Origin of the sequence: Sorangium sp. So ce302, assembly GCF_051530145.1 — a bacterium.
Lineage (GTDB): Bacteria > Myxococcota_A > Polyangia > Polyangiales > Polyangiaceae > Sorangium > Sorangium cellulosum_B.
Map to the genome: position 1 here is coordinate 13,116,137 of NZ_CP150326.1, position 12,588 is coordinate 13,128,724.

At 71.4% G+C, this 12,588-nt stretch carries 8 protein-coding genes; 6 read left to right on the forward strand and 2 right to left on the reverse strand.

Annotated elements, in window-relative coordinates; all coding sequences use genetic code 11:
- Window positions 1-23: 23 nt before the first annotated feature.
- Window positions 24-1,310, reverse strand: coding sequence for a GNAT family N-acetyltransferase (locus WME73_RS49700; protein ID WP_437743290.1), 1,287 nt, complete (start codon window positions 1,308-1,310; stop codon window positions 24-26).
- Window positions 1,311-1,480: 170 nt separating this feature from the next.
- Between WME73_RS49700 and WME73_RS49705 the strand changes: the two genes are divergently transcribed.
- The 3 genes from WME73_RS49705 (at window position 1,481) to WME73_RS49715 (ending at window position 6,313) form a co-directional block, all read left to right on the forward strand.
- Window positions 1,481-3,475 carry a DsbA family protein gene (locus tag WME73_RS49705; RefSeq protein WP_437914150.1) on the forward strand — a complete coding sequence of 665 codons (1,995 nt, stop codon included), beginning with the start codon at window positions 1,481-1,483 and terminating at the stop codon, window positions 3,473-3,475.
- A gap of 161 nt (window positions 3,476-3,636) precedes the next feature.
- Window positions 3,637-4,845, forward strand: coding sequence for a hypothetical protein (locus WME73_RS49710; protein ID WP_437743292.1), 1,209 nt, complete (start codon window positions 3,637-3,639; stop codon window positions 4,843-4,845).
- A 136-nt stretch (window positions 4,846-4,981) separates the two neighbouring features.
- Entirely contained in the window at window positions 4,982-6,313 is a 1,332-nt protein-coding gene (locus WME73_RS49715) for a phosphoribosyltransferase family protein (protein ID WP_437743293.1), read from the forward strand.
- An 81-nt stretch (window positions 6,314-6,394) separates the two neighbouring features.
- Here the strand turns inward: WME73_RS49715 and WME73_RS49720 are convergent, their stop codons facing one another.
- Window positions 6,395-7,819, reverse strand: a complete 1,425-nt coding sequence (locus WME73_RS49720; protein ID WP_437914151.1) for a hypothetical protein — start codon at window positions 7,817-7,819, stop codon at window positions 6,395-6,397.
- Window positions 7,820-8,180: 361 nt separating this feature from the next.
- On the opposite strand from WME73_RS49720, the gene WME73_RS49725 reads away from it, so the two are divergent.
- The 3 genes from WME73_RS49725 (at window position 8,181) to WME73_RS49735 (ending at window position 12,503) form a co-directional block, all read left to right on the forward strand.
- Entirely contained in the window at window positions 8,181-8,723 is a 543-nt protein-coding gene (locus WME73_RS49725) for an inorganic diphosphatase (protein ID WP_272096779.1), read from the forward strand.
- Between the two features lie 672 nt (window positions 8,724-9,395).
- Entirely contained in the window at window positions 9,396-11,129 is a 1,734-nt protein-coding gene (locus tag WME73_RS49730) for a DUF1592 domain-containing protein (RefSeq protein WP_437914152.1), read from the forward strand.
- A gap of 51 nt (window positions 11,130-11,180) precedes the next feature.
- The gene (locus WME73_RS49735; RefSeq protein ID WP_437743296.1) at window positions 11,181-12,503 is read left to right on the forward strand and encodes a DUF1552 domain-containing protein; all 1,323 of its coding nucleotides are present in this window, start codon (window positions 11,181-11,183) and stop codon (window positions 12,501-12,503) included.
- The last annotated feature ends 85 nt before the right edge of the window (window positions 12,504-12,588 follow it).

Sequence of the window (12,588 nt, forward strand, 5' to 3'; positions counted from 1 at the left end):
CCGGGAAGCGGGAGCCCGGGCGATCAGACGTCGAGCTCGCCGTCGGTCATGAACCAGCTCTCCGCGTCGAGCAGCACGCGCCGCAGCTCGTCGGGGAAGGCGGGATCGAGGTGGACGATGAGCCACCGCGAGCCGACGTTCGGCGGGTGGGGGCGGGAGAAGAACCCGAGCGCCCGCAGGCGGGCGCTGAACGAAGGGGGCGTCACGAGGAGCATGCCCACGGAGACGTGCCCCTCTCGCCGCATCGCCTGGCAGAACTCGAGCAGCAGGGCGTCGAACGTGGGGCCGTTGTCCTCGCAGAACAGGTCGCTGATCTCGACCTTGTTGTTCCGCACCGAGTAGACGGCGTAGCCGAGCAGCCGCCCGTCGTGCCGGTCGAGCATGCAGAAGAAGCGGTATCGGACGTTGCCGAGCTGCGCATAGCGCCAGTTCAGGAACTGGGCGCTCCGCTCGCCGACGACCGGCCAGGGCTTCGCCCGCGACCACAGCGCGTCGAAGCGGTGATCGGCGGCGTCCACGAGCTCGGTGCGCACGCGGCTCCCCTTCGCGAGCAGCGCGGCGGTGTCCCGGAGCGCCATCGAGGCATCGAGGGCGCTGCCCGCGGCCCGGACCAGGAGGTTGTCCGGCTTCACCGTCGCCCGCTGGATGGCGCGCTCCGCCGCGGTCGACAGCGCCTGCGCGAGCGGGGCGGGCGGGGCGCCCGGCTCCGCCGCCTCCCAGAGCGCGCGCCAGCGAGGGTGGGGGACCGCCGACGCGGCCCGCTCGGCGACCCGCTGCACCACCGCGCTCACGATGTTCCGCTGCTCGCCTGCCGACGAGGCAGCGAGCTCGTTCAGCTTGTACGCGGCCATCAGGGGCCGGACCCAGATGATGGAATCGGCGATCTTCTTGTAGCCGGCGCGCTGGAAGATCGGGAATGAGGCCTTGTTGGGGAAGCCGAACACGAAATCGACCCCGGCGTCGCGGCAGCCCCTCGCGAGCTCTCGCTGGATGCTCATGGCGGCCCCCGCGATGCGGTGCGCCTTGGTCACGCCGAAGTCGCCGAGCACGCCGGCCTTGAGCTTGCGCCCGTCGACAACCAGGTCGCGCGGATAGAACGAGCCGCTCCCGATGATCTCCCGCTCCGGTCCGTGAAAGCCCATCCAGGTCCGCGGGGGGCCGGCCGGGTTCTGCTCCTGGAACCAGCGCATCCGCCGCTCCACGAGCTCCTGCGATACCTCGCCGTGGGCGAGGTTCTCTTTCCAGAGCTGCGCGAGGACGTCCCTGTGCTCTTCCGGCTGGACGCGGGCGGCGCTGTAGACCTTCTCCATGGCTTTCCGGTGCGCTCTCCTGGCGCGGCAGAGCGGCGCGCCGCGCCCGTCATGGCCGAAGGCGGCGAGGGCGTCAATCGCGCCTGGCGGCGCGGCGAGGCGTTCCGCGCTGGGCACAGCGACGCCCGCGCGGCGAAGGCGTCATCGCGGAACCGGAGTACACTCGCGCGATGTCTCGCCGCGCCATCGCCGCCGTCGCCTGGCTCTCGTTGCTGTTCGCCCTGGCTTGCAGCTCCGCGCTGCCGCCGCCCCCTCCAGACGCTTCGCAGGCGAAGAGCAGCGGCGCCCCCGCGCGGCAGCCGGGCCCAGCCGCTGATCCGGGAGCGACGTTCGATGACGAGGTGATGGTCGCGGACGGCGACCCCGGTCCGGTGCCGGTGACCCGCGCGGATCCGGCGCGCGGCAGCCGGCTCGCGCCCGTGACGATCGTCGTGTTCTCCGATTTCGAGTGCCCCTTCTGCAAGCACCTGGGCGGCACGCTGAGGCAGCTGGAGCAGCGGTACGGCGCGGAGCGGCTGCGGGTCGTGTGGAAGAACTTCCCGCTCGCCTTCCACAAGCAGGCTCGGCCGACGGCCGAGGCCGCGATGGCGGTGTTCGCGCACGCGGGTCCCAAGGCCTTCTGGGCGTTTCACGACGCCATCTTCACGGCCGACGAGCGGCTCTCGCCGGAGGTCCAGGCCACCGCGCTCCGGCGGGCCGGCGTGACCCCCGGCCAGATCCCGCAGCTCGTCCAGCAGAGCAGGGCGGCGCAGAAGGTCGACGCGGACATGGCGCTCGCCGGGCGGCTCGGCGTGAACGGCACGCCGGCGGCGTTCATCAACGGCGTCCTCCTCGTCGGCGCGCAGCCGGCGGAGCGGTTCGCGGAGATCATCGACGCGCAGCTCGCCGCGGCGCAGGCGCTCCGCGCCGAGGGGACGCCGCCGGAGAAGATCTACGCGGCGCTCGCGAAGAAGAACTTCGCTCCTCCTGCCGAGGAGCCCGACGACGCCGAAGAGGAAGGCGACGGCGGCGTGGTGCACCTCGTGCCCGTCGGCGACTCGCCCGTGCGCGGCGCGGATACGGCGCTCGTCACGATGGTGCTGTTCAGCGACTATCAGTGTCCGTTCTGCAGGCGGGTCACGCCGACGGTCGAGAAGCTCAGGGCGCAGTACGGCGACAAGCTGCGCGTCGTCTGGAAGGACCACCCGCTCCCGTTCCACCCCCGGGCCGAGCCCGCTGCAGAGCTCGCGCGCGAGGCCCGCGCCCAGAAGGGAAACGACGCCTTCTGGCAGGCCAACGATCGCCTCCTCGCCGGCGAGGCCGCCCTCGACGACGCCGCCCTCGAGGCCGTCGCCGCGGACCTCCGGCTGAACGTCAACGCGGTGAAGCGCGCCGTCGCCTCGCACAAGCACGCCGCCAAGATCGAGGCCGACGTGGATCTCGCCGACGATCTCGGCGCCCAGGGGACCCCGCACTTCTTCATCAATGGCCGCAGCCTCGTCGGCGCGCAGCCGATCGAGAAGTTCCAGGCGATCATCGACGAGGAGATCGCCAAGGCGGAGGCGATGGTCGTGGCCGGGACGCCGCGCGCGAAGGTGTACGAGGCCATCCAGAAGCAGGCGGTCCCGCCGGCGCCGCCGCCGAAGGTGTCCGTGCCGCCGGCGCCCAAGGGCCACCCCAGCAAGGGCGCGGCTACGGGCAAGGTGGTCATCCAGGTGTTCTCCGACTTCCAGTGCCCTTTTTGCGCGCGCGCCGCCGCCACGATGGACGAGCTCATCAAGGCGTTCCCGGGCAAGGTCCGTGTCGTCTACCGCCACCTGCCGCTCCCCTTCCACCCGGAGGCGCAGCTGGCCGCCGAAGCGGCCATGGAAGCGCTCGCGCAGAAAGGGCCGGCCGGCTTCTGGAAGATGCACGACCTGCTCTTCAAGGCTCACGACGCATCGAACCTCGACCGCGCGGCCCTGGAGCAGCACGCCGCGAGCCTCGGGCTCGACGCGGCGCGCTTCGCAAAGGCGCTCGACGAGCACACCCATCGCGCCGCCGTCGAGGCCGACGCGCAGGCCGCGCGGAGCGCCGGCATCACCGGGACTCCCGGGTTCGTGATCAACGGTTACCTGGTCAGCGGAGCCCAGCCGCTCGCGAAATTCAAGAAGGTAGTTCGGCGCGCCCTCGGCGAAGCGAACTGAACACGACCTGAACACGCGCGACACGCGCGTCCCGGCGGCGCGCGCTCCGGCTCCGGGCTCCAGGACCTGCGCTCCGAGCGATCTGGCGCTCGGCTCACCATGTGCGTTTCCCGGGGCGCCTCCATCGATATTGCGCTTCGAGCTCGTGATAGCCTGTCGCAATGCCCAAACCGCGCGGTCGAGGGACATCGGCCGAACCCAGGCGCACCGTCAAGGCATCGAGCGGATCCGCGCGCGCGCGGCGTCATGGCAAGGCGGGCGAGCGCGGGGGCGCGAAGGCGGGCCCGCCGGCCGCGCTGCGCGACGGGCAGGAGCGGGGGGCGCCCGCAAGCTCGCGCGCCAGGCCCAGGAAGGCGAAGGGCGCGACCTCGCTCGTGGAGGCCGCCGTCGCGAAGCGACCGGCAGCGCCGGGGAAGCGCGCGGCGGCCGAGCCACCGGCGGCGCCGAGGATGCGCCCCCCGAGAGCGCGCGCTGGCGAGCAGGCCAGCGCCGCGCCGCCGAAGCGCCGACCCCGGAACGCGAAGGCGAAGAGCGGAGCGGATGACGCGGAGTTCTCGCCGCCCCGGCCGCCTGAGCTCGACTGGGACGACACGCCCTCTGAAAGCGCCGAGGAGGTCCTCGCCCAGCGCTGGGCGGCGCGGGGGGAGGAGCTCTTCCAGCAGCTCGAAGGCCACGGCGCCGCGCTCCACGAGTACCGCGCCGATCTCAAGGAGGGGCGCTTCGTCTGGATCGCGCCGAGCGGGCGCGTGTCCGCCGAGGCGAGCGCGCGCCTCCTGTGCAGCTGGTCGTGCGCGACCTCGGTCCTGGTCATGGCGTGGGCCGACCCGCTCGCCAGCGGCGCCGGGATCGAGCGCATCGACGGGATGCCCGCGGAGCAGGACGGCATCGACGAGCAAGGCGCCTGGCAGATCGCGATGAGGGCGGCCGACGCCTGCAACGCCGCATACCTCTATCGCGTGTCCTCGCCGCAGGCCTGGTACTTCCTTGCGCTCGACGGGCTGACGTTCTCACCGAAGCGCACTTCGTTCCATCCGGGCGCGCCGGTCTGCCTCGTGCTGCGCGCCATCGGCGAGGTGCGCGAGGCGATCGCGTCCCGCGCCGAGCCCGCCGACGTCGTCCGCGACAGGATCTCGGCGCTCAGCGGCTCGCTGTTCCACCAGGCCAGGTATGCCTATCGCGACACCGATTGGGTCGCGCGCCTCGATCGGACCGGCTCGTGCCTCTCGCACCTCGCGAAGCGCATCCCACGCGCGGGCTTCAGCGCGATCGCCGCGGGCCAGCGCATCGACGAGTGGCTCGAGCGCGAGCTCGCGGTCGAGCTGATCAACGCGCTCTCGCTCATCGAGGACGAGTGGAGCCTGTTCGGTTGATGGGGCGCTGACGGGCGCGGTCGAGCCCGTATCGCGGTCAACCCCCCGCCCCTCGTCGCGTCGCGCGCGGCCGAGCCCGCGCCGCGCGGCACCGCTCTTGAAGGGGTCGCAGGAGCGGACGTGAGGGGAGGGGGCGATGGGGCGAGCGAAGCTGTTCGAGGATCGCAGGGACGCGGGGCGCAGGCTCGCGCAGCTGCTCTCGGGGTACAGGAGCGAGGCGCCGCTCGTGCTCGCCCTGCCGCGCGGCGGCGTCGAGGTGGGCTACGAGGTGGCGCGCGCGCTGGGCGCGCCGCTCGATGTGTGGATCGTGCGCAAGCTCGGCGCACCCGGGCAGCCGGAGCTCGGCGTGGGCGCGATCGCCGAGGGGGGCGAGGTGTACATCGATCGGGGCCTCGTCGCGATGCTGGGGATCTCCGAGGCGGAGCTCGCCGAGATCGCGGAGCGGCAGGCCGCCGAGGTGGAGCGCGGGGTGCGCCGGTACCGGGGCGACAGGCCGATGCCCCGCGTCGAGGGGCGGACGGTGATCGTCGTGGACGACGGCATCGCGACCGGCGGGACCGTGCGGGCCGCGCTGCGCGACCTGCGCAAGCGCTCGCCGAGGCGGCTCGTGCTCGCCGCGCCGGTCGCCGCGCCGTCGAGCCTGTCGTCGCTCAGCCGCGAGGTCGACGGCATCGCTTGCATCGAGGAGGACCCGGGCCTCCAGGCGATCGGCGCCTATTACGAGGATTTCTCGCAGACGTCGGACGACGCCGTCGCCACGCTGCTCGCCGAGGCGCGGCGCGAGGTCCCGAGGCCGGAAGGGGCGGAGCGGCCCCTCTTCGTCGAGGCAGGGACGGCGGCGCTGCCCGGGGACCTCGCGATCCCGGAGAGGGCGGGCGGCCTCGTGATCTTCGCGCACGGCAGCGGCAGCAGCCGCAGGAGCCCTCGCAACCGCTCGGTCGCGGAGGCGCTCTGGCGGTGGGGGCTGGCCACGCTGCTCTTCGACCTGCTCACCGACGAGGAGGAGGCGGAGGATCGCCGGAGCGCCCACCTCCGCTTCGACGTCGATCTGCTCGCGCGGCGGCTGCTCGGGGCGACGGACTGGGCGCTCGCGCGCCCCGAGCTCCGTCACCTCGCGGTCGGCTACTTCGGCGCGAGCACCGGCGCGGCGGCCGCGCTCATCGCCGCGGCGGCGCGGCCGCGCGTCGTGGGCGCCGTCGTGTCGCGCGGCGGCAGGCCCGACCTCGCGGGCGCGGCCCTGGCGATGGTGCGCGCGCCGACGCTGCTCATCGTGGGCAGCGCGGACACCGAGGTGCTGGCGCTGAACCAGGCTGCCCTCGACGACCTCGCGGGCCCGCGCCGCCTCGCCGTCGTGCCTTCCGCGACGCACCTGTTCGAGGAGCCGGGCGCGCTCGCGGCGGTCGCCCGGCTCGCCGGCGAGTGGTTCGCGCAGCACCTGATCGCGCGAGGAGCCGAGGCGAGGGCGTGACGCGCCGGCCGGCGGCCTGCGCAGGCCGAGGCGAGAGCGCCGCCGGCCGGCGCCCGGCGCGAGCGCTGGCCGGCGCGGCGCCTACCTGGAGAGCCAGACCGTGTACGCGTGCGGCATGAACGGCGCGTCGTCGGGATCGAAGGGGAGGCTGCGGATCATGCTCCCCGCGTTGACGCCCACGACGAGCAGCCCCGAGAGCCCGTCGAGCCCCACCACCGTGCGCTGCGCGCGGCTGCTGCCGAAGACGCCGGCCACGTCGACGCGGCCGGCCTCGGCGCCGTGTACGTCGACCTTCACGATCGCCCAGCGGAACAGCGCGGGCAGCTCCCAGTCGGCCACGAAGCTGATCTCGGCCGTCCTGAGATCCGGCCGAGCGGCCGCGTTCTCCGCCGAGAGATCGAGCCAGAGATACGTCGCGCCGGTCGGCTCGATCGGGCGCAGGGGCGCGACCCGCCGCGGGAGCGTGGCGTAGGGCAGCGACCACTCGAAGCGAACCCGGCCGAAATCGCCGAAGCGCTCGGCGTCGGAGAGGTGCGCGCCGTCGCTGCGGCTGCCCAGGAACGCTCGCGCGATGGCGAACTCGAGGAGCAGGTCGTCGAGATCCTCGCCGCGCGATCGCAGGGACGCCCGGAGCGCATCGAACGTGTCGGGCTCGGCGTGGAAGCGCGCCGCGCCCGCGGGCGTGGACTGCGCCGCGATGGCGAGCAGCGACGTCGCGACCTGCGCCGGCGTCCCGGTGCCGTACGCGTCGTCGAGGTACCACGGAAAGAGCAGGCCGCCGTCGAGCGCGCCGAGCGCCGCGCCGGTGAGCGCCCGCTCGGGCGCCCGCTGGAAGGCGTCGACCGCGGCGAGCTCCTCGGCCGCGCAGGGCGCCGCGATGGCGGCGAGGTAGCTCGCCGTCATGGCGATCGCGCCCTCCTCCGCCCCGGCGTCGAGGCGCACGGCGACGGCGGCTCCGAGCGCGTAGGCCGCGTCGGACGCGCTCGCGCACCCGCCGCGCCCCGGCGCTGCGATGATGGCGAACGCGCTCGCGGCGTCGAACCGCTCCCCGAGCGCCCGCAGATCGTGCCCCACGCGCGTCGGGCCGCGGCGCGGGCCGCGCTCCAGGTAGAGATCGTACGCTGGGCCGCCGCCCCGCGCGCCATCGGGGAGCGGGCGCGGCAGACCGAGCGCGTCGTAGGCCCGCATCGCGGCCTCCAGGTGGGTGAGGCTCTCGAGGAGGGCGGCGCCGGGGACGTCCGCGGGCGCGTGCACGCAGACGGGCAGCGTGAAGGAGCAAGCGCGTTGTCGGACGTCGCGGACATCGCGCTCGTCCGGGCGCTGCACCGGCGAGACCACGGGTCGGCCCTCGGCCGGCGGGGCGGCGGCCGCTGAGGCGCCGTCGTCGGAGGGCGCCCCGGCCTGCGCGCTCGCGACGGGCGAGGGCGGCTTGGCCGACGTCGCGTCCGGCGCGCGCGCCGCTGCCGCGGGGGGGCCGCCGAGGGCCGCGCCCAGGGCGAGGACCACCAGCGCCCTGGGCGCCGTGCGTCGCAGCGCGGGCGCTCGCTCTGGTCGCGCGGCTGGGGCGCGTGTGGGGAACGGTCTCATGGGGAGCGCACTTGGTATCCGGAGATCCGCCGGCGAGTCTGACCCGGCGGCTTCGCGCTAGCTCATCGCACGAGCGACCGCCCTTGCCCATGCTCGCCAACGTCGGTCCTGCGCCCCCCGCCGGCCCGCGCCGGGAGGGCCCCGGCGGCGGCGTGGCTCATCTCGTCCCAGAGCGGGAATACGGGGGTGTCTGGACCCCGATCTCACCGGATCGAACTCCTGGTATCGTGTGCGCCCCTCGCCCGCCTCCCGGGCGGGGGCGAAAGCCCAGGACGATTCAATGACCCATCCGCTTCACGACATCTTGCTCCCCGACAGCCGACACGACTTCTTCCCCGTGGTGATCGAGATCCCGAAAGGATCGAAGTGCAAGTATGAGCTCGACAAGAAGACGGGGCTCTTGATGCTCGACCGCGTGCTCTACTCGTCAGTGCACTACCCGGCCAATTACGGCTTCATCCCTCAGACCCACGCGGGCGACGGCGACCCGCTCGACGTCCTCGTCATCATGCAGGAGCCGGTCGTGCCGCTCACGATCGTGAGGGCGCGCGCCATCGGCGGCTTCTTCATGCGCGACGACAAGGGCGTCGACGACAAGATCATCGCGGTCGCCGTCGACGACCCCTCCGTGGCCCATTACCTGACCCACGAGGAGCTGCCGCCGCACGTGACCAAGGAGCTCATGCGGTTCTTCATCGACTACAAGACGCTCGAGAACAAGCTCGCAGAGGTAGATACGATGTACGACAGGAACCGCGCCCTCGAGGTCATCGAGGAGTCCGTCGCGAGCTATCGCTCGATCAGCGCCTGGTCCAAGGGCTGACGCGGCTGGCCCTGGGGGCCCGGTTGCAGCGGCGCACGGATGGATCGCGGAAGCGGTGGATCGCCCTTCCTGGACCCCTCGGCGTCCACCCCTCGCAACCTTCGAAAAAATCCAGAAACCGGGCATAGCGGCGCGAGGTAACCCCGCGAGAACACTCGGCACGAGGGTTGCTTTACCGCCCGCCGTGGATCGCTTGTCGACGCTCATGGACGACGAAGGCCTTGCCCAGCGGCTCGCCCAGAGCCCTGAGGTCGAAACGCGCCTGGCGATCCAGCGGCTCCGGTTCGACCTCGGATCCGGTGGGAGGTCGAGCTCTCTGGCGTGGCGGGTGACACCGCGAGTCGGCTCAACGCGGAGCGTCGAACTCGACTTCGCTCCGGGGAGAGCCGCCAAGGGCCCACCATGACGCATGCGGGCGAGCGGGCAGGGCAAAGACGCTGAAAACGACGCTGAAAACGATTCGAACGCGGCGAACGCAATCAACGCAAACAACACAAATGACGCGGACGATTCGGTGACAGGCCATTGAAGCGCGCGGGTATGCGCATGGATTATCGAGGCGACACCGCTTGATCGGGGCTTGACAACATGAGAGACATCAGCTTTTCTCAAGCAATGATGAGCACGCTTAATAGCTTAGTTTCGGCGAAAGCGTGTCGCCGCTACTCCGCAGTGGCGCTTCTCCTCGCCGGCCCGCTCGGTTGCCTGGGCAACCTCGGAAATCCCGACGGGACGCCCTCCGAGACCAGTAGCAGCGGCGACGGCACCGGCAACGGCAGTAGCAGCAGCAGCGGCGAGGGCGGCGGCCCGCCGATCGGCGACCCGCCGGACGTGCCCCCGGAGATCCCGGAGGTGTCGGAATGCGAGGTTGCGGACAAGAGCACCCCGGGCCCGCGCGTGGTGCGTCGCCTGACGGTGGATCAATTTGAAGCCACTGTCCGCGATCTGTTCAAGGACCAGTCCGTCGCGCTTCCGAGCATCTTCAACGATCCGCAGGTGCTCGGGTTCTCGGCCGACGCGAACGCGCTCGTGATTCGCGACCTGACGGCCCAGCAGATCATGGATTGGGCCGAGACGACCGCCGACTGGGCGGTGACGAACAAGCTCGCCAGCATCACCACGACGACGTGCAGGACCCTGGACGCGAGCTGCCGGACCGAGTTCATCCGCGACTTCGGCCGCCGCGCGTTCCGCGACAAGCTCACGGACGAGCGCGTCGCGTCCTACGACGCGCTGTTCGGGGCGGAGACGTCGTTCGAGGACGGCGCCAAGGTGGTCGTGGGCGCCATGCTGCAGTCGCCGTACTTCCTCTATCGCCACGAGATCGGGACCGAGGCGAGCGGCTCGGGCGTCTACGAGCTCACCCCGCACGAGATCGCGAGCAACCTCTCGTACTTGCTGACCGGGACCATGCCGGACGAGGCGCTGCTGCAGGCCGCCGACGCGGCCGCCGCCCAGGGCGCCAACCTGACCAGCGAGCAGATCGCCCAGCACGCGCTGCGCCTGCTGGAGGACTCGGCGACAAGGCCGCTCGCCGAGAAGGAGATGATGCGGTTCATGCGCGGCTGGCTCCAGCTGAACCGCCTCGTCACCGCGGTGAAGGACAACACGGTCTTCGATCTCACGGACGCCCTGCGCAAGGACATGATGGCCGAGACGCAGGCGCTCGTCGTGGACACCGCGTTCAACCAGAACGGCACGTTCGCCAACCTCCTGCAGGCGGACTACACGTTCATCAACTCCAGCCTCGGTTCGCACTACGGCATCAACGGCGCCGGGGGCACCGAGCTGACGAAGGTGACGCTCACCCCAGGGCAGCGCGACGGGGGCATCCTGGCCCACGGCAGCTTCCTGACGGGGCATGGCAGCGCGAAGCTGTCCTCGCCGACCCAGCGCGGCAAGATGGTCCGCACGCGGCTCCTCTGCCAGCCGCTCGAGCCCCCGCCGCCCGGCGTGGATCCGAACGTCAAGCCCCTGGAGACGCCGGCGACCACGCGCGAGATGGTCGAGCAGCACACGAAGGCCGAATATTGCGCGGGCTGCCACAAGTTGACCGACAAGATCGGCGTCGGCTTCGAGCACTACGACACGTTCGGCCGCTGGCGGAACGATGAGAACGGGATCCCCGTCGACGTGACCGGCACGGTCGTCGAGCCGCCCACCGGCGAAGACTTCAATTTCAGCGGCGTCACCGAGCTGGCCGACTACCTCGCGGCGAGCGAGGACGTCAAGGCGTGCATGGTCCGTTACTGGTCGTACTACGCGTTCGGCGGCACCTGGGAGCAGGACGGCTGCACGTACGAGAAGGTCCAGGAGGAGGCCGCGGCGGACGAGTTCCGTCTCAAGAGCGTGTGGCTCGCGCTGACGCGCGCGCCGCACTTCACCCGCAGAGTTCAAGGTCCGTGACCCCACGGCTGCAACCCAAGAACAGATCGGTAGCGAGTGAAAGGATCGGTCATGCGCAGCCACAGTCGTAGGAAGTTTCTCAAGGGTGTCGGGGCCAGCCTGGGGGCCAGCCTTCTGTTCTCTCCCTTCTATGATTCCATCGCCAACGCGGCTCCCGGGAAGAAGCCGAAGCGGCTCCTGATCTTCTTCACCATGGGGACGGCCCCCTCGATCTGGAAGCCCAAGAGCGTCTCCGGCGAGACGCCCACGTTCAGCGAGTCCACCTCGCCGCTCGAGGAGGTGAAGGAGCACATCGTGATGCTGGACGGCCTCCCCAGCGGGAGCCCCAGCAACAACCACGGGTCCGCCGACGGCCTCACCGGGATGGGCTATTACAGCAACGGCCCGTACGGGCTGATCTCGGTCGACCAGTACATCGTCGAGAAGCTGAAGGGCAGCGGGCTGTCGACGCCCATCCCCTCGCTCCTGCTCGGCGCCGCCGTCGAGGGCGGCAAGACGGGGTTCTACAAGGGGACCAACCTGTCGCCGATCGCCTCCCCCACGTCCGCGTACTCGACCGTGTTCACGGGCTTCACGCCGTCCAACAACCAAGGCAGCAACGACAACGGCGCCGCCGAGGCCCTGCTGAAGCGGCGCAAGAGCGTCCTCGACAACCTCACGAAAGAGCTCACGTCGCTCAAGGGAAACCTGGGGAAGGAGCAGCAGTACAAGCTGGATCTGCACCTCGAGTCGATCCGCCAGCTCGAGCAGCGGCTCTCGAACACCATGACCCCGGGAGGCGGAGGAGGGACGGGCGCCTGCTCCGTCCCGGGAACGCCGAGCGGCGACATGACCAATGGCTTGAAGGCCAACCAGCTCCATCTGGATATCATCGTCGGCGCGTTCGCGTGCGATATCACCCGCATCGCCGCGATCCAGTGGGGCTCGGATCAGATGATGAACGCGAACCTGAGCGAGATCGGGCTCAGCGGTGAGGAGCATAACGGCATGATCCACACCGGCGCTCCTGCGCACCTCGACCTGATCAAGCTCGAGAAGTGGCTGCACCAGCAGTTCGTCGGCGTCATCAAGAAGCTGAAGGCGACGCCCGAGGCCGACGGCTCCGGGACGCTCCTCGACAACACGCTTGTCGCCTGGTGCCGTGACATGGGCGACGCGCCGAACCACACCCAGAACGAGATGAAGTTCGTCCTGGCGAGCGGCAACGGCGGCTATCTGAAGACGGCCCCTGGCGGCCGGTTCATCAAGAGCGGCGAGCGGCACGAGCGCGTGCTGCTCAGCCTGTGCGACGCGATGGGCGTCACGGACTTCTCCGGCTTCGGGGATCCGGCTCTGGGCAGCAAGACGCCGCTCCCCGGCATCGCCGCGACCTGACACCGAGGGCGCGAGGCCGCTCGCCGCGACAGGTGCGCCCCCACGCACCTGTCGCGGCGAGCTCCGTTGGCGCGAGATCGGTAGC